The following is a 17,977-nucleotide window of genomic DNA, read 5'->3' as shown; positions in this document are numbered from 1 at the left end:
AGTTATAGCTTAATATTACCGCGGAGAGCTTTGGTTTGGCCGTGTTTGGTTTTTTTATCCATACGCTTACGCTGTGAGTTACGGCTAGGTTTGGTGGCTCGACGTGCCTTATTAACCTTAGTGGCGCTTAAAATTAGATCTTTTAGCCGTTTTAGCGCATCTTCCCTATTGAGCTCTTGAGTGCGATGGCTCTGGGCTTTAATGACCAGCACTCCTTCTTTAGTTATTCTTGAGTCGTTTAAAGCAAGCAGCCGCTCTTTATAAAACTCGGGCAATTTAGAGCGGTTAATATCAAAGCGTAAATGTATAGCACTGGCTACTTTATTGACATTTTGTCCGCCAGCGCCTTGCGAGCGAATAGCGCTTAGCTCTACTTCCCATTCATCAATGGTTACGCTGTTTGAAATAGTTAACATAGTGCCCCGCTCTTTTTGCAAAAAAATGTATTATAACATCAGTACATTGACTTGTGGTGATTCAACTAATTAGATAGGCGGTCATTGCTATTTTCAATCTAATAATTGCTAAATAAATACATAAAAATTAATTTATCCTACACTTACTACATTGTTTTTTAATTCGCTTTAATTATATGAAACAAATATCTATTTTAATGTCTTTGGTATGTATGCTCGCTATTTCGTATGCTGTTTATGCCAAATCATCTCAAACGTTTAGTGCTGGTGTAATTGCACAAGAACAAGTTTATCCAATTAAAGTGTTAGCTTTGGGTAATTTTCAACGCTGTTTTGTTGTTGCTGCGCAAAAAGAAGATGCTCTGTATTCTGCGTGTTATATTAAAAAGAGCGCGCAATCGATTTGGGTTGCCGAATCCGCGGGAGCGCGTTGTGAAATAAAATGTGAGTCGCAATTAAACAGTGATGGCAAAACACAGGTGCAGTACTTTACTACTGATTTATAGCAAAAATGCTGTGCCAAGGTTTTTTTATCGCGGTGGTGAGCCCTTTTATCTGTTTAACCACTTGCTTATCACACGCTGTTTGCTTTGCATCATGTGGCCCTGACAGCATCAAATAATGAGTTGCACCTTTTATTGCTTGCTTTGCTACGAACAGTGATGGATTTTCCCTTAGCAGTTTTTTATTAACTGATTTTTCAGAGGTATATGCACCATACTGGCAAAAGTAAGTCTCAGTTTTTTGGGTTTGCATATCGCCCCACTCCCCTATTTTTCGCCACTGTGGTGAGGCATATCGCCTTGCATCAACCATAAAGCTGCCATGAAGCGCCGGTATTGAATAAACATCATTAATGGTTTGCTGTGCTTTAGCTGCATTATTATATGGGCCTGCAACGAGGTAATAGCTATCACGGTTTTCATGTTTATATAACTGCAAAGCATAGGCTGCTTTATCAATTTTATTCGCCACAATAAGTGCCGATTGAAACTTTTTGAATACGCCTAATTGCACAAAATAAGGCGTATTTTGGTTAGCTTTAGCTTTTGTTGGTTTTAAGGTATTAGCGTTATTTGTGTATACAATGATGTCTTGCAATATTATGGTATCGCCGCTTTTTTCAGTGATAACCTGCTCGGGAAGGTTTTTTATGGTTATGTTTTCTGATAGCTGCTCATTTTTTTCTATTTCAAGAATATAACTTCCTTGAGAAACATTGGGGAAATAATAATAACCATCATATTCAGTGACCGTTGAATAATGCTTTTCGTCGTCTTTTTCTTTAAGTACAACTGTGAGTCCTGCGATAGGTTTACTCTTTTCATTGCTCGATAGATAAATAGTCCCCTCAACCTCGTTGTAGACCACTAAAGGAATATTTACTTTGGTTTGTCCGCCTCTATGAGCCAATGTTTTAATTTTCCCTAAAGAGGGCTGCAAGTATGGATTAGACAACGAGCGTAAATTAACATCTAAAACCTGGCCACCGTAACTGCTTGGTAGCAAGACCTTTCCGTCATTATTGGTGTATTTATCTCGCCATAGGTAGTTGCCAGTAAAATTAACGTCTTGAATTGGCTCATCGCCTTGATCAAAGATTTCATTTTCATTCCAATCTATGAACGAACTAACTTCTATTTGCCCAGAATTTAATGAGCGAGGAGTGTCAAAGTTAAAGTCTGCTTCTAAATGATCAAAACTAAATGTGCCATTTAAACCTAAAGATAAGCGCCAATCTCCTTGATTATCAACTTGCCCTGATACTTGTATATTAAATATCTCATGGCGGTAAGTATATTGATGATTTAAAAGCGTACTTGCCGCAGAGTTAGACTGATACGTCAGCTGGGTTTGATTAAAGGTGCTTTGTGTTTGTGGCCAGCGTAAACTACTTCTCAAACGAGTGAGTTCTGCGCCATTATTAGCCTGCCAATCTAAGGTGTTGGTCCATTTCCAAGAGGCAATATCTATTGAAGAATAAAGCCGGTTTATTAGGTTATTTGTATCGTCATCATAAAATAGTTGGCTTGACCATGTTCCTCCGATATAACTTTTATTGATGCCTAATGAGAATCGATTTTTAGTGTTGGTATTTTTACGTACTTCATTGTTCCACCTCATATTCCAGTTAAGGGAGTTAAAAAAATCAGTGCGGCCATTGAGGCTCAGTGACAGCCTATTTTTGAGTGAGTTCTCTTGTGCTACAAATAAAGCGCTAGAAAAGTTATTAAGGGCACTGTATTCAACATTAACATTGATATCGTTATAAAGTTTATTAGAAAGTAGGCCTCTAAAACCGGCAAAATAAGCATAGCCAGCATCGAGTTGTTTTGTGGCTAAAAAACGGTAACTGCCGTGATCTGTAAGTGTGTTTAGCCCAGATGATAGGTAGCTGCTGTTATTCTGGTCAGTTTGCAAATGAGTAATTTGAGCGTCATATGTAATAAACTCACTAATGCCATAAGAGAGATTACTTTTAAAGGCATTACTCATCGCTGTTGAGGAGTTGCTTGATTGATTAAAAACGCTTTTATCTGTTTCTAAAAACTCCACCTGATAGCTTATTTTTCCGGGCGATAGTGCGTCTTGCCCTATTGTATATTTTTGAGTGCGTGTAACTTGCTCGCCCTGTGAGCCAAAAAGTTTAATTTCAAAGATATTGTTGCCATAAAAAGTTTCAACATCGGTAAATCGAACCAAATTTTCGTTGTTAGCTTGAGTCGTGGCAATAAATTGGCCATTTCGATGCAGCTCTGCTTGCCAGCCTGGTAATGCCGGTTCTTCAATGGTGATAGTTGAAAAATTTTGTGCCGAATGCGGGTTAGCATTTGAAATATAAAATCCCCGGCCTTGGTTTGAGCTAGTAATAAGCTGATCTGACTGAGATTGAATATCTCCCAATTGGTAGTGAATGCGTGCCAGTGAGTGATCTTGTTCACTTAAGTTAAAGTCTTTAGTTATTTTTAAAAAGGTATTAGCGGTGTTTTCGTTTTTGTTGAATCGTAGTTCAGCTCGATGATGAAATAAGTCAAAGTAGCTATTAAGCCTGAGTAGCCCCTGATAACGATTATTAGACGATTTATAGCTTGCTGATAGCGAATATTCAGACACGGGGTAGGTTAGCGTTTGGTATTGGTCGTCTATAAAGTGGTCGTATTGCAGTGCTTTGGATTTAACTTGTTTTGTAATCTCGTTGATGACTTCGCTGTCATTATGAGTAAGCAAGCTACTCGAAAATGAAACCTGCATTAGCGAGTAATCAAAGCGCGAGTCGGTATTTAAAAGTGTATTTATAACAGATAAATCAACATAGTGGTCGTAGTCATCGACAGCCCACAATGAAACATTTTCTGAAGGGGCTAAAGCTGAGGAAAGCTCAGTATTAAGCACCAGCTCACTTGAATCAACTTTAGCAGCCAGTGTATTTTGTGACACATTTAAGCTAATTCCCATGGTTGATTTTAGGGCGCTTATGGGCAATAGCAACTTATTTGATTTTGAATAGTAAGCTTCTAAGTCGGAGACAACAGAACGGCCATTAACTCTTACATTTATAATCACAAAAGACTCCTCATCAATAGGCCATTGATAAAGAGTCGGTAACTGTTTTGCGAAGATTGCTTTGGGTGCAATTAACAGTAATGTACAAAGTAATAAGCGAGTCGCTATACCACAGCACAAGGCGTTTATGTTTAGCATTTGCTATTTGATATTAATGGGGATCGCTAACTCGATTTTACCGCCGTAGAGTTCGTTTTCTTTGTAATTGAGTGTCAAAGGCCCAGTTACTGGAGCTTGTAAAGTGATGTATACCTTGCGACGTGATAAAGGGGTATAAACGGCCACATTGGTTATTTCACCAACCATTAAATTATTTTCATCAACTAATTCAAAATTTCCATACACAGAGCGATTCCCTGTGAGTGTTTGCCAAAATGTCAAAGTTGGACGTCCATTTTGGGTAATTAATTGCGGGTTTATTAATTCTGAGTCAGCTTCTAATTGGCCATGACGAACAATAACAGGCACGCTGTAAGCAACCTTAGGTCTAATGCTTATTCCTTCAATGTCGGGGTCTTGTGACTCAGAGGCTATAATTTTAAGCACCGCTCTGTATTCGCCAACAGCAAGCTCGGCTTTTTTGCGAACGGTCATTCTGATAGCTTGCATCCCTTTGGGGGCAATAGTGCCGCGACGTGGTGAAAACCGTAGCATGTTTTTGGCAGAGCGCCCTTCAACTTGTTGTGGGGTAACATCTATAAGCGCCCCTTCTTCGGTCATATCTTTATGGGTAACAACAAGTTTAAAATCGAGGTTTTTATCAGAGGTATTGCGGATAAGTAGTGAATTATTTTTAGTACGTCCATCAAAGTATAAGCGGTATTCAGACAGCGCAAGGTTGGCATTACAAATTTCAGGTAGTAAAAGAGTTAGGCAAAGGGCAGCCCAACAAAAAAGTTTAAGCATCATGGGACAACTCAACAACATGATAATAAAAAGTGGAGCGCGATGCTCCACACATTTTATTTTTAATGCGTAATTGCGCAAAAAATAAACTGAGGCTCACTTCATAAGTTATTATTGCCTCAGCTTTCATAGTCTTATTGGAAAGACACATCTACAGTGTAATCTACAGTGTAAGCAGCGCCCGCTGTTAGTGTAGAATCAACCGTCATATCACCATATACATTAACAGTAATATCTGTTGCACTTGCATCAGTAGTGAAAGCAGACGCAACATTGTCAGCAGTTGTTACACTGGTTGTTCCATCTGTAGCCGTTGTTACTGGAGCAAAAGTTAAGTTGGTGCCTGTGCTTCCAGATACAGTAATATTCATTGCTGAATTTGGTGCTAAACCAGATACCGTAATTCCACCTAATTGAATGTTTGCATCTGACGCATCACAGTCACCCGATACAACGCCTGCATTATCCATCGAACATGTTGAGCTGGTAGCTAGACGAATTTTACCAAAGTGGAGTGCGCTATCTTCTGCAAAAGTAGGCTCAGTCCAACCGTTTACACTTGCTTGAAATGTTTGGTTAGATGCAAGTAAAGAAGTTGACGAGATTGCTAGTAAAGCGGAAGCAGCAAAGATTTTTTTATTCATAGTTTTTCCATTTTTAAAAATTATTATTTTTTACTTCCGTGCAAGTTAGTTTAGAGAGTTATCTCAATCCATTGTTTCGGATTTAAACACAATTGTTATTAAAGTGAAATGATTTGTTAACATATCTGCTGTTTTTTAGGGAGTGGGCAGTATGAAACTATTAATTTTGATCAGAAAATTGCAACAAGAAAAATAACACCAATGTTAGTTTTACTTTAGGCATATTTTAAGGCTTGGCTAGAGTGGCTTAATTGATTTTGAGCCTATAATAATGTTTATTAGCTGTTTTTTATTTTTCAGAACCATTATTTAAGCCTTGTATGGCAGTGCTATAGTTTTTTTGCTATGAGCTCTATGCTTAAACGCTAAAATACACACCTGCAACATCTATGCGAAATGTTTATTTATTAAGCATAATTTTCTCATTTTATCTTTATTGTTATTTGCACAGTTAAAGTCAGTACTAATTAAACCACAGATATTAAAGATCAGATTTTTACTAACATAGCGGTTAAAAAGTATAAAATTTAATTTTTCCTGTCTGTTTTTTCAACGTTTTGGTACTTTGTTCGCTCTCTCAGGTAGTAAGTTAGTAAAAAGTCGGTTTATTTCAGCGGAATTTTATGTTTTGTTAGTAAAATACTGATCCCGCGTTATTTGTAGAATACTTAAAGTTTAAAAGCCCTTTAATTATTAGCAGGCTGCTCATTTTATAGCTGACGTGTGTTTAGTGCGGTTATATGTATTTAGTAGATAACAACGACGCATCTAGTAAAAGCATTCCCTTAAATGTGTTGTTTTTATAGCTGATTTTTAATCTTTATATAGATCAGTATTTAACTAACTAAATTAAATATCTATTTTACCCAAATACAAATAAGAATTACTATCTTTTGTGTTTGTTGGCGATATAATACGGCCATCTTTTTTAGCTATGTTTAAAAGGAATTTGCAGTTTATGCAGGCCTACAACCGTCTTTTAGACTCTCCACCACCTGTTTTATCTAAGTTAAGCTTTTTTATACAGCGCTTTAACTATGAATTAGCGGTTTTATCGCGTTTTTTTATCGCCATTGTGGGCGGGTATTTTTTTACTGCCGTCAGTGTGTCGCTGTTAAGTGTTGTGGTGCCGGTCTCTAAAGTTGATGCGGTACTTTTAAGTGTCTCTGCGAGTATTCTAATTTATGCCCTCGTGTTTATTTATAGTTTTTATATTCAGTCGTTAAAAACTGTTTGGATCAGTATTTTACTAAGTATTGCAGCGCAATTCTTTATGTTGTCGTTAATAAAGGGATGGCTATGAAAGGGAGTTTTTTTCGTTCAATGACCTGGTTACATACATGGGTGGGTTTACTCGTGTGTTGGTTACTGTATTTAATATTTTTTGCAGGCACTATTAGCTTTTTTAGAGATGAAGTGAGCTTATGGAACCAACCGAGTGCTCATAATATTGAGCAACAGGCAGATCATATTGGCGCGCAAAAGCAACAAATAATAACCGGCGTTGAATATTTAAATGCTCAAGCCCCTAATGCGCCTAATTGGCGGATAACCCTTCCTGAAGAGCGTATACCTTATTTAACGTATGGTTTTGCAAAGCCAAAAGAGCCTGGACAGCGCAGGGCATCGTTTAATAATAGTCGTTTAGACCCAAATACCATGCAACCTTTACCGCCTTTTATAGATACTCGAGGGGGGAATTTCTTTTATCGTTTGCATTTTGACTTACATTATATTGATGTAAAAACAGCACGTTGGATAGTCTGTTTTGCTAGCTTGTTTATGTTTATTGCGCTGATATCAGGGATAGTGATTCACAAACGTATTTTTAAAGATATGTTTGTTTTTAGAGCTAATAAAGGCAGCCGTAGCTGGTTAGATGTGCATAATTTAAGTTCGGTATTTGCCTTACCGTTTCATTTAATGATTACCTACACCGGGATTATTACTCTGATATTTATGCTGTTTCCCCACCCTGTTAATACTGTTTATGAAGAAGGTATGACTGGCTTTTTTAAAGACTTTTCTCCTAGTAACCCCATTAATAATAAAGCAAAGGGCGAAGCTGAACTTGTGCCTGTGAAGACTATTTTGGATCAGGTTTATACTAAGTGGCCAAACGCCGATATAAACCGTGTAATGATCAGTAACCCTAACAAAGCGGCTGCCACGATTATGGTATTGGTAAGCCCTGGTAAGGCGCTGCGTGATCAAACTCCGCGCCTTATATTCAATGGCGTAACGGGTGAACTCATCGCACAAACTGATGATGAACTCACCGGCAGTAAAGCGCTGTATGAGTCTTTAAATTCAATGCACACTGGGCGTTTTGCAGAGCCATTACTGCGCGGTTTATATTTTTTAGGCGGCATTGCTGGCTGCATTATGATAGCGACAGGCTGCATAATGTGGGCTAAGCGCTTACGCGAAAGAATGAAAAAAAATACTCAGCCATCTTGGGGGCTAAAGCTAGTTGAAGGGTTAAATCTAGGAACATTGATGGGACTGCCCTTGGCTACATCGGCTTTCTTTTTGGCTAATCGTTTACTCAGTAAACAGGTTGCTGAGCGCGCGGATAAAGAAATACTCGCTTTCTTTTTAACTTGGCTATGTGTGTTCATCATTGCCTTTGTAAAGCGTGACAAGCTGCAATGGTGTGTTATGGCGGCTATAAACAGTATTGCCTGTTTTAGTGTGCCAGTGGTTAATGCGCTCACCACTGAAGGTAATATAATTCAGTATTTACGTAACGATCAGTGGGCTTTATTCATGTTTGATAGTTTGTTTTTACTGTTCGGTTTACTGTTTTTGTTACAAACCGAAAAATTACGTACTGGGCTGCAAACTAAAAAGCGTCTACATATAAGTACTCAGGAGCAAAAAATATGATTACCTTGCTGCCATTTAGTTTATGTTTAATTGCTTTTAACTGCTTTGCGCTAGCTAAATATAATCATTTTAAGGATGTTTTTAATAAGCGCCCTACTCAACAGCAGCGTTTGGTTTTATTGGGTGTTGCTTGGATCAGTATTTTACTAAGTTTGCTGTTATGTGTTAACGAATTACAAGGTTATGGTGGTTTGCAGTTTTGTGGCTATATGACGTTAAGTGCTTTAATTGTAATGACTTTTTATAGTTTTTTGGTGAGGTTAACTAAGCTTTTTAATTTACTCATATTAGTAATATTGGCCATGAGTACGTTATTTTTTGGTTTAAATGGGCTTTAGTTAGTAAAAACCTGATCTCAAACAATAGCTAAAATTGAGCTAAAAAAATGGCAAGCCATAAGGCTTGCCAATAATAAAGGGGGATTGTCATTATGTCTTCACCTGCCTGTCTCTTTGCAAGTGAGGCTAATATAGTCCTACTTTATTTAGTTTACCTTACAATAAGGTGAACGTTTTATTACAACCTAGGGGCGTGTAAACCCCCTTTACAGCGGTTTTTGATTTACCCAAATAATCTCATCAGTTGCAAAACCAAGCGCTTTTACTTGGCTTAAAAAGTGCTGCTTAAGCTCTTCACTTACTGTTGGGGTGCGCGATAAAAGCCATAAGTAATCTTTGCTATAACTGGTAATAAAGGCATATTGATAATCAGGTTGGTCGAGCTCAAAAATAATATAGGCACCATAAAACGGCCCAAAAAATGACACTTTAAAATGCCCTGTATCGGTGTTTTCTACAAATTTAGCTAAGCCTTCGGCTTCGTCCCACTGCTGATCTTTACTAATAAACCCTTTGTTTAATACCTTCACCGTTCCATCATCGTTAATTGAGTAGGTGGCTGTTACTTGTTCCATCCCTTGTTCAAATGAATGGTCTAATCGAGCTATTTCATACCACTTGCCTTGATATTTTTCTAAATCAAAGTTTTTAACTGGGGTTATTCCTTCAGGGGCGCTGGTACAGGCACTGAGTAAAAACACGATGGTAATAAATAATGCAGCTTTAAAAGCGAGTTTCATGTTGTTTCCTTTTCTTTAGAAATTGCTATAGGATCGCTTTAATACTAAAGCAATTTAAAGAACTTAGCATGAAAATTTGGGTTGATGCTGACGCTTGTCCGGTGGTAATAAAAGAAATTTTATTTAGAGCTGCAGAGCGTACGCAAACAGAAACAATACTGGTTGCAAATCATGCCATGCGCATTCCACCATCAAAATTTATTAGCCGACTGCAAGTGTCATCGGGCTTTGATGTAGCTGATGATGAAATAGTAAAACGCATTGAAAAAGGCGATTTGGTGATCACTGGGGATATTCCGCTGGCAAGTGAAGTGATTGATAACGGCGGCCAAGCGCTTAATCCGCGAGGTGAGCTTTACACCACTGAAAACATTCGCTCCTTACTAAATGTACGCGACTTTATGGATACTATGCGCTCAAGCGGCGTAGAAATGAGTGGCGGGCCGCCTCCGTTAAGCCAAAGTGACAGACAAAACTTTGCTAATAATCTTGACCGTATCTTAGCGCAAAATAAGAGTAGTTAAGGTGAGCAGCCAGTTAATAGGGTTAGGTGATGATTCATTTAGAGTTGTTGTGTATGTCGCAAAAGCGCCCCCTATACCCTACTTTGAAACACTAGAGCAGTTAGAGCCTGTGGTTAGTGGGCAAATAAACAGTATAAATCAGCACTGTGGCAATGGCTGGCGAAAAGTCTTTAATGTGTACGCCAAAGTGTTATTTGCGCTGCCAAGCGAGTATTACTCATTTGCTAAACAAGCAGTGAGCTGGCAAGCATATCGAGATGAGCTGTTGTTACAGCAGCATAGCGGGACTGCATTACTCTTTAGTGCGCCGGTGCTCACTAAGCATAAAAACCAGTTGCACATTATTGCGGGCAGAACTCACGCTAAAAACTTGATACAACAAGGTAAATTAAAAGCCCAACTTGATTGGCTTGATGATGAGTTTGCTATAGATAAAAGCCAGAATATTATTGTGTGCCCCTATTTTGATTACAGGCAGTTAAGTAATATTAAAATTGCCCGTTTGAGTGAGTTAGTGGCTCAGTTAACATAAGCCACGCTCTCTTTTGTTTTACACAATGTGAGTGAGTTTTTGTGCGCTATCAACTAGCATTAGCGAGCCTAAAATAAACAGCACACATGCCGATGCACGTCCAAATTTGAGCGACAATGCGGGATTATTACTGAGGATTTTTTTGGCGCTTATTCCTATTAACCAATACACTAACGCACAGCCCACTAAATGAATTACACTCAGTACCAGCAATTGTTCAGTGATAGAAAACGATAAAGTTGGCAATACAAACTGTGGTAACAAGGCTAAAAATAACAGCATTACTTTAGGGTTCAAACCACTAATAATAAAACCCTTTCTCATCCACTTTAGATGCGTATCTGAAGTGTGTTGCTGGCCACTGACATAAGCTGCAGGCATAGGAGGAAATCGGTACAGTGATACGGCAATCCAAATTATGTACAAAGCGCCAAACAAGGTTAACAGCTTTATAAAGATGGCATGCGACGCTAATAGCGCACCTAACCCTACCACCACTATTAAACTGGCCACTAAATGCCCAAGTATTAACCCCGATACTGCAGGAACAATTTTGTCGCCCGCTATTCCTGCGCTAATTGTATAAGCCCAATCAGCTCCCGGGGTGAGTACAAACAAAATTGACACCAGCCAAAAAGAAAAAATAATATTAATATCCATGCGCTATAACCCAAAATAAGTGAGTAGCTATTTTATTTCTTTCTGATGAGTAAAAGTTACTGTATTTTACCGGTATTAGCGTTCATTTTAGGAAATAATTAGCTATGGATACCATAGATAGGAAAATTCTTGCGCAGTTGCAAGTTGATGGCAGGCTCACCCTGTCAGAGCTTGCTGATCGTGTTGGGCTGAGTGTCTCGCCCTGTCATCGTCGTGTCAAAGAGCTTGAAAAAAGCAAAGCAATTGTCGGTTACCGCACCGAGATTTCACCGGAGAAAGTGGGTTTAAACTTTTCTGCACTCGTATTTATTACTATCAAAGAGGGTGATAAAGCGTCGTTAAGCAAATTAGAGCAAGCGGTGGATGCTATTCCTCAGATCACCAATGCGCAACGTTTATTTGGTACCCCAGATTACTTATTACACGTCGTTACTAAAGATTTAGCTGCGTTTCAGCAACTTTATGATGACAAGCTATCAGCCTTACCAGGTGTACAACGTTTAACCTCAACCATTGTGATGAAAGATATTGTAAGAGCGCGTAATTTGCATTTTTAAATGATTACCGAATTAAAAATCGCGACGATGACGCTGCAAAGCCTGTGGCGAGTGGCTTTGCAGTTATTTATAAAAATAAAGTGTAAATAAAGCTTGTTATAAACTGTATTACTGTTATTCTGCTCGCCATCGGGTTGATAGAAAGCCCAGTTTATTTGTAAGTACCACGTTGTTATTAGTAATAATCCTTCGCGATATCCTCAAGTTAAATGTTTGTTTTCTTCCTGTTAAACGCCTATTTTAGGGCAATTTTTTATTTATTTTTTTAGGATATTATTATGTCTAATACAACTACTGGTACTGTAAAATTTTTCAACGAAGCTAAAGGTTTTGGTTTTATTGAGCAAGAGTCTGGCCCAGACGTTTTCGCACATTTCAGCGCAATCTCAGGCGACGGTTTCAAAACTTTAGCTGAAGGCCAAAAAGTACAGTTCAGCGTAACTCAAGGTCAAAAAGGCCCGCAAGCTGAAAACATCGTTTGCATCTAATTTAAAGGGAGTGGGCTTTAAAGCGCACTCACCACGCTAAACTAACGTTAAGCGATAAAGCTAATATCAATACGATATTAGCTTTTTTTTTGCAAAAAATTTATACCACGTACCCACTAAAGCCAAGTGCTTTAAAGTATAGTTTTGGAATGCCAAAGCCACACTCGTTGAGTAACTCACTAAAGCGCATGCGATCAAGCGGGTAAAACTCACGCTCTAAGTTATGTGCCATTTGCGTTTTGCCTGCATCGCTTAGCCCAAGCTCTTGGCACGTATTAAGTTGCGCTTCTCTTTCAAATGGGGTTTCTGGGCGCATTAAGTCAGCAATAAATACCGGTGCGGATTTTTTAAGATTGTTTTTAATCCCCTTTAATAACTGCTTTTTATCGCCGTTATCTTCAACAAAATGCATCACCAATAAACATAATACCGCGTCGGCTTTAACTTTTAATTTATCTACTGGTTGGCACTCAATGCTGACTCGTGAGTCAATACCTTGCTCTACAAAGCGTTGCTTAGCAATGGCTAACATGTCGGCCGATGTATCTTGAGCGGTAAACTGCCAAGTAGAATTAATATTCGCCAATGCTGCGATTTCTTTACCTGTGCCCGCGCCTACCACTAAAATATGGGCGTTATCAGTTAACGTTGCGCTTAGCTGTGCATTGGTTAGTTGATGTAATAGCTCGTAACCTGGGACTAAACGGGTAATACGGTTATCATACTCGTGTGCTTCTTCGCCTGTAAAAGTGGGCATACTATTTCCTTAAATTACGTTTATGGTGGAGTATCCACCCGGTTTTTTAGCGACATGAATTTGCGTTGCAACGCGTTCGCTCATTTCACTTACATGTGAAATCACACCGACCTTTCTACCTTGTGCTTGTAATGAATCTAGCGCGTCCATTGCAATGCTAAGTGTTTCACTATCTAGTGTACCAAAGCCTTCGTCAACAAATAACGAGTTGATTTGTACTTTGTTTGAGGATAGAGAGGCCAGCCCTAATGCAAGTGCCAACGACACTAAGAACGACTCTCCCCCAGAAAGTGTATTTACCGAACGCTGTTCATCGGCCATATCGCGATCAATAATCGCTATATCAAGTGAGTCAGCTATTGCTGTGAGTTCGTAACGCTTATTCAGCGTTTTTAAATGGCTATTAGCATAATGTAGCAATATTTTGAGTGTTTGTGTTTGCGCTAAATTACGCATTGTTTTGCCGGTTGCATCACCGAGCACTTTATTAAGTAAATGCCATTGCTCTACTTGTTGTTTAAGTTTACTTAGCTCAGCCTGCTTGCCCTCGAGGGCTTTTGCATTTTGGTTGTGCTGCTCGATGGCGGTATTAATCGTAAGTAAGTTATTGTGTAATTGTGTTTGCTGCACAGTTAATTGAGTTTGTTGCTCAATTAACTGTGCTTCGCTGTGTGCTGGCTTATTATTTTGCTGATGCTGCTCATTGGCTTGTTGCTGTTGTTTTAGCGCGGCTCGGGCATCAACTAATGCTTGAGATAACTGCTCGCTATGCTTTAGCTGCTCTTTAATATCGTCATTACTTATGGCCAGTAGCACCTCGATTTGCTGATGGCTTATATCAGCATACAGCGCGCTAAATTCTTCAAACCAAGCATTATAGCGTATTTCAAGTGTGGTTAGCTCCTGGCTGTTATCGGCGAAGCGCTGCTCAAGGTTTTTAAGTGTAATAGCCTGCTCATCGCGCTGTTTTATGGCGCTATCGTGTGCCCGTTGACTCTGATTTAATTCACCCTGACACTGCTCTACTTGCCTATTCAGCTGAGCCTGATAGTCATCAGCGCTTATCGTTTGGTTATCAAATAACGCTAAGCGCTGTTGCTGAGTATTATTGTGTTGCTGCTGTTCCTGAGTTAAATCGTCGTTGAGCTTGCTAACTTGCTGCTCAGCTTTGGTCATAAGCGGGGTTAGCTGCTGCAGCTGTAAATTGGCGCTGTCTAATTGCTTTTGAGTGTGTTCAAGTTGTAGTTGCTGATGTTGATACTGCTCTACTTGCTCACCTAACTCGCTTAGCGTTAACGCGCCGGTTTGTAATGCTTGCCAAAATTGACTGTTTTCAAAGTGAGAATTCAGCTCACTTATAAGTGCTTCGCGTTGGCTGTGCAATTCCTGGTGCTTATTATTAAGCATGGTGAGCTGATTGTTCAGTTCAACATGCTGGGTATTTAATTGTTGCTGCGCAGTCTGTTCTTTTTTAACCGTGTTTTGCAGTTGGTTAACCGCTTCTTGTAACTGATCTTTTTGTTTTTGCGCAGCAAAGTACTGCGTTTTTTGCACGCTTAATTGTTTATGGGTGTCATCAAGTTGCTCAACGCTCAAGTCATTAAGATCTGTTTTAGCCGCTTGCATGGTATTTTTAATGTCTAACATTTTGGCTTGGGCATCAGCAATCGCTTGGCTATGCTGCTTATGCTCTGCGACTAAAACCGCATGCTGTGTTTGATGTTGATGTAGCTGGGTTTGTGCATCTAAGTGCTGTTGTTTAGCGCCAGTATAAGTATTTTCAAAGTCGGTTATTAAGTTATTAAAAGGTTGGCTTTGATTGTTTGCAAAAGGATGCTCAGTGGCTCCACAAACCGCACATGCCTCATTAGGCAGGAGTTGTGCGCGTAAGTGTTCAACATGTTCACTCGCGCGCAAGCGTGCTTGATTAAGCGATTGTTCGGCGTGTTTCAGCGCTTGCTCTTTACTGCTTAATTGCGCGAGCAATGTATTGTTAGTTTGCTCACTCTGAGTTAGCTTTTCTGCCACATTGCTTTGTTGCTGTGCAGTGTGCTTTAGCTCTTGATTAAATTGCTTATAACGCGCTCGCTGCTCTTTTAAATAATCGATGTTTTTAAGCTGATTATCGCACTGCTCAATACTAAATTGCTCTTGCTGTTGGGTGAGTTTATTTAGGTTTTGTTTTTCAGTGCTTAGCACTTGCTCTGCATGTTCAAGCTGTTTATTTTGCTCATTAAGCTTGGTAGCGAGTGTGCTTAGCTGCAAAGTAGTTGCTTGCTTTTGTTGCTCGAGTGTTTTTAATTGCGTTGTAGTATTAAAAAACTGCTTAAAGCTGTGATTAAAATAGTTCCAATCAGTGGCCAATGGCTTAAGTTGATTGTTCTCTTGTAACCATTTCTTATGGTGGGCGCTTTGTGTTGTTGCCTGCTCCACACTGAGATTATTTTGTTGTAACTGCTGTTGTAACTCGCTTAATTGCTGCTGCTCTTTAGTTTTTTGTTGTGTCAGGCTTGTAATGCTTTGCGTAAAAATAGCTAATTGACTGTCGAGTTCACGTGCCTTTGTAATCAGTGGCTCAGCCGTTTGTTGTTGTTGTTTTGCTGTTGCTAATTCGCTTTGTTGTTTTTTAACCTTACTTGCTTGCTCGTTAATAAGCGCGGCATGATCTAGCGCGTTTAATTCTTTAATTTGTGAATTTAACTGGCTGTTTTGCACCGTTAAGCTTTTAAAACGCTGGCGATTATCTTTAATTTCAAGCGCACTTTGTGCTTGTTTGGCTTGCTCAGTTTGCACTTTAACCGCATCAAGTGCATCACTTGCTTGTTGCTCGTTTTGTTGGGCCGCTGTTAATGCTTGCTCTAAACTGTGTGCTTGCTTGTACCAGTTAACACCTTGCTCTGTGTTGGCCAACGTTGTTTTTGTGTGTTCAGTTTGTTTTTTAAGTTCATCAAGAGTGTGTTTTTTCTCACTGAGTTCTTCATCAGACAATAACGTGTAACTGGCTAAGCTGGCTGTTAGTAATTCAAATTTATCTTTTACTGCTTTATTACGCTCAAATATACGCTGGCCTATTCGACTAAATTTATCGGTGCCTGTAAGGCACTCTAAAAGTTGTGCGCGTTCATCGCCAGTGGCTTTTAAAAATGCGGCAAACTCGTGTTGTGCTAGTAGCACTGCACGGGAGAACTGCTCAAAAGTGAGGCCTATTTTATTTTCAATGGCTTTTATGGTGGTGCTTTTGTCGGCGATTAAGGTTTCATCAGGTAAGCTATGCAAAGTATGCTCGGCTACTTTTAGTTTGCCGGTTACTTTTTTATGCGTTCGTTGAATGCTGTAGCGTGCTCTATAAAGTTGTTGATCTTGGCCGCTAAAGTCTACTTCCGCATAGCCTTCCCATTTTCCACGGCGCAATAAATTACGGGCATCGTTAAGCTTTATGTTATCGCCGTTAAAATCAATTAGGTTGCCTTTATCGCCTTTTAAACGGGCAGTTTTCGTATAAAGCGCTAAACAAATGGCATCAAGTACGGTGCTTTTTCCTGCGCCAGTGTCACCTGTAATAGCAAATAAACCTGCGTCTTTGAGTGGTGATGCTAAAAAGTCGATTTCGGCATCAGCAATGGAGGCTAAGTTATGAATACGTACGGCGGTTATTTTCATAGTAGCTGCTCCTGTTCAAGTTCATCAATAACGTCGGTTAATAGCGCTTTTAATTCACTGGGTACGGTTTCTCCGGCCATATCTTTGTCGTTATTAAAGGCTTGTTCTAGCAAATTAATTGGGTTGAGCATTTCTACAAAGCTTAAATCCTCAAATACCGTTTCTGAGGAATTATTCACTTGCTGATCGCGTACTCGCTCTATACCACAAAAGTTAACCTGCTTGTCTTTTAGTGCTTGTTCAATTTGTTCACGAAAAGTGGTATCGATATCACTGGATTTTAGCTTTACTCGTACGTATGGCGCTATTTCGTATTGTTGTGTATCGAGTGCTTTTATTTGCTCGCATAGCTTGGCTAAAGGGACGCACTCCCCCTCGGGTAATACAATTACTTCAGCGAGCCTAGGAATGTAAAGGGGGTTTACAGTGGTGCTTAGCGGTTGGTCTTTTTGTACGTTAAACTCAACCACATTGACTTGATGGGTATATTTCCTTTCTGAAAACGACATTGGAATAGGTGTACCGCTGTAGCGAATGTGCTCATTTTTAGCCACTAACTGCGCTTTGTGTAAATGCCCTAGCGCTACGTAATTGGCATGCTTACCAAATACTGACGCTGAAATGGCTTCTTCACCGCCAATAACTAAGTTACGCTCAGAGTCACCAGAAATATTTCCACCCTTGGCATGCAAGTGACCCATAACAATTAAAGGGGTATTTTCAGCGTTAAGCGTTAACGCATGTTCAAGTGCCAGTTGATAAGCTTTAGCAACGCCTTGTGGGTAACTAGGGCCCTCTTCACTCTGGCTTAGTGCACTTACGTCGCTGGTGCGTAAAAACGGCATAGCGAGTACCACAGCGTGTTTGTCGTTGTTATTAATTGTTATTACCACGTCATTGGGGTTGGCGGGATCAAAGCGGCCTACAACATGGGTATCAAACTGAGCTAATAAGGGCTGTGCGGCCAAAATACGATTAGCGGAGTCATGATTGCCGGCAATTATGACCACGTGTAATTCTGGGCACTGTGCTTTGGCATTCTTTATAAATTGATAGAGTTGGTTTTCTGCACTAGCGCTGGGGGTGGCAGTGTGATAAATATCGCCAGCGACCAGTAATAAGTCGATTTGTTGGCTAACGAGGGTGGTTAATAACCAAGAGAAAAAAGCATGGTGTTCATGACGGCGATCATGTTCATAAAATTGCTGACCTAAGTGCCAGTCTGAAGTGTGAAGAACTTTCATTTTGCGCTCTTAAAAAACCATAAGAGCGCCAATATACCCAAGGCAATTAAAGATGCAA

The 17,977-nt window shown here is 39.6% G+C and carries 17 protein-coding genes; 8 read left to right on the top strand and 9 right to left on the bottom strand.

The window, feature by feature from the left end:
• Positions 1-2 precede the first annotated feature (2 nt).
• The gene (gene arfB / locus BW139_RS13700; RefSeq protein WP_008110786.1) at positions 3-416 is read right to left on the bottom strand and encodes an alternative ribosome rescue aminoacyl-tRNA hydrolase ArfB; all 414 of its coding nucleotides are present in this window, start codon (positions 414-416) and stop codon (positions 3-5) included.
• A gap of 176 nt (positions 417-592) precedes the next feature.
• Here arfB and BW139_RS13695 point away from each other — a divergent pair, with 176 nt between their 5' ends.
• A complete protein-coding gene (locus tag BW139_RS13695) occupies positions 593-922 on the top strand; it encodes a hypothetical protein (RefSeq protein WP_076920039.1) in 330 nt (109 codons plus the stop codon).
• Here the strand turns inward: BW139_RS13695 and BW139_RS13690 are convergent.
• From BW139_RS13690 to BW139_RS13680, 3 genes are all read right to left on the bottom strand, one after another.
• Positions 909-4,118, bottom strand: a complete 3,210-nt coding sequence (locus BW139_RS13690; protein WP_076920038.1) for an SPOR domain-containing protein — start codon at positions 4,116-4,118, stop codon at positions 909-911. The genes BW139_RS13695 and BW139_RS13690 overlap by 14 nt on opposite strands.
• Positions 4,119-4,121: 3 nt before the next feature.
• On the bottom strand, positions 4,122-4,889 hold the full coding sequence (locus BW139_RS13685) for a molecular chaperone (protein WP_254844974.1): 768 nt from the start codon (positions 4,887-4,889) through the stop codon (positions 4,122-4,124).
• Between the two features lie 131 nt (positions 4,890-5,020).
• Complete coding sequence (locus tag BW139_RS13680) at positions 5,021-5,530, bottom strand: hypothetical protein (protein ID WP_076920036.1); 510 nt, start codon at positions 5,528-5,530, stop codon at positions 5,021-5,023.
• A 958-nt stretch (positions 5,531-6,488) separates the two neighbouring features.
• Between BW139_RS13680 and BW139_RS13675 the strand changes: the two genes are divergently transcribed.
• From BW139_RS13675 to BW139_RS13665, 3 genes are read left to right on the top strand one after another with little or no spacing between them, the layout of a single operon-like run.
• A complete protein-coding gene (locus BW139_RS13675; RefSeq protein WP_076920035.1) occupies positions 6,489-6,833 on the top strand; it encodes a hypothetical protein in 345 nt (114 codons plus the stop codon).
• Positions 6,830-8,419, top strand: a complete 1,590-nt coding sequence (locus BW139_RS13670; RefSeq protein ID WP_076920034.1) for a PepSY domain-containing protein — start codon at positions 6,830-6,832, stop codon at positions 8,417-8,419. The genes BW139_RS13675 and BW139_RS13670 overlap by 4 nt, the downstream gene beginning before the upstream one ends.
• Positions 8,416-8,757: a DUF3325 family protein gene (locus BW139_RS13665; RefSeq protein ID WP_076920033.1), complete on the top strand. Its 342-nt coding sequence runs from the start codon at positions 8,416-8,418 to the stop codon at positions 8,755-8,757. Before BW139_RS13670 ends, BW139_RS13665 begins: the two co-directional genes overlap by 4 nt.
• A 206-nt stretch (positions 8,758-8,963) precedes the next feature.
• Here the strand turns inward: BW139_RS13665 and BW139_RS13660 are convergent, their stop codons facing one another.
• Positions 8,964-9,497: a lipocalin family protein gene (locus tag BW139_RS13660; protein ID WP_076920032.1), complete on the bottom strand. Its 534-nt coding sequence runs from the start codon at positions 9,495-9,497 to the stop codon at positions 8,964-8,966.
• 68 nt (positions 9,498-9,565) lie between these two features.
• Between BW139_RS13660 and BW139_RS13655 the strand changes: the two genes are divergently transcribed.
• Complete coding sequence (locus BW139_RS13655; protein WP_008110780.1) at positions 9,566-10,021, top strand: YaiI/YqxD family protein; 456 nt, start codon at positions 9,566-9,568, stop codon at positions 10,019-10,021.
• Between the two features lies 1 nt (position 10,022).
• Entirely contained in the window at positions 10,023-10,553 is a 531-nt protein-coding gene (locus tag BW139_RS13650; RefSeq protein WP_076920031.1) for a DUF6942 family protein, read from the top strand.
• Between the two features lie 18 nt (positions 10,554-10,571).
• On the opposite strand, the gene BW139_RS13645 is transcribed toward BW139_RS13650, so the two are convergent.
• Positions 10,572-11,213, bottom strand: a complete 642-nt coding sequence (locus BW139_RS13645; protein WP_076920030.1) for a LysE family translocator — start codon at positions 11,211-11,213, stop codon at positions 10,572-10,574.
• A gap of 104 nt (positions 11,214-11,317) precedes the next feature.
• Here BW139_RS13645 and BW139_RS13640 point away from each other — a divergent pair, with 104 nt between their 5' ends.
• Together BW139_RS13640 and BW139_RS13635 are read left to right on the top strand one after the other, a co-directional pair.
• Positions 11,318-11,770, top strand: a complete 453-nt coding sequence (locus BW139_RS13640; RefSeq protein ID WP_008110775.1) for an Lrp/AsnC family transcriptional regulator — start codon at positions 11,318-11,320, stop codon at positions 11,768-11,770.
• A 278-nt stretch (positions 11,771-12,048) separates the two neighbouring features.
• Positions 12,049-12,258 carry a cold-shock protein gene (locus tag BW139_RS13635; RefSeq protein WP_008110773.1) on the top strand — a complete coding sequence of 70 codons (210 nt, stop codon included), beginning with the start codon at positions 12,049-12,051 and terminating at the stop codon, positions 12,256-12,258.
• Between the two features lie 100 nt (positions 12,259-12,358).
• Here BW139_RS13635 and BW139_RS13630 read toward each other — a convergent pair whose 3' ends face one another.
• The 3 genes from BW139_RS13630 to BW139_RS13620 are packed head-to-tail and all read right to left on the bottom strand — an operon-like array spanning position 12,359 to position 17,919.
• Positions 12,359-13,015 (bottom strand): class I SAM-dependent methyltransferase, encoded by a 657-nt coding sequence (locus tag BW139_RS13630; protein ID WP_076920029.1) that lies wholly within the window; start codon positions 13,013-13,015, stop codon positions 12,359-12,361.
• Between the two features lie 9 nt (positions 13,016-13,024).
• Positions 13,025-16,675, bottom strand: a complete 3,651-nt coding sequence (locus tag BW139_RS13625) for an SbcC/MukB-like Walker B domain-containing protein (RefSeq protein WP_076920028.1) — start codon at positions 16,673-16,675, stop codon at positions 13,025-13,027.
• The gene (locus BW139_RS13620; protein WP_076920027.1) at positions 16,672-17,919 is read right to left on the bottom strand and encodes an exonuclease SbcCD subunit D C-terminal domain-containing protein; all 1,248 of its coding nucleotides are present in this window, start codon (positions 17,917-17,919) and stop codon (positions 16,672-16,674) included. The genes BW139_RS13625 and BW139_RS13620 overlap by 4 nt, the downstream gene beginning before the upstream one ends.
• Positions 17,920-17,977 lie beyond the last annotated feature (58 nt).

The sequence above is a fragment of the Pseudoalteromonas sp. SK18 genome, assembly GCF_001974855.1.
Taxonomy (GTDB): Bacteria; Pseudomonadota; Gammaproteobacteria; order Enterobacterales; family Alteromonadaceae; genus Pseudoalteromonas.
This window is presented reverse-complemented; position numbering and strand designations above follow the sequence as displayed.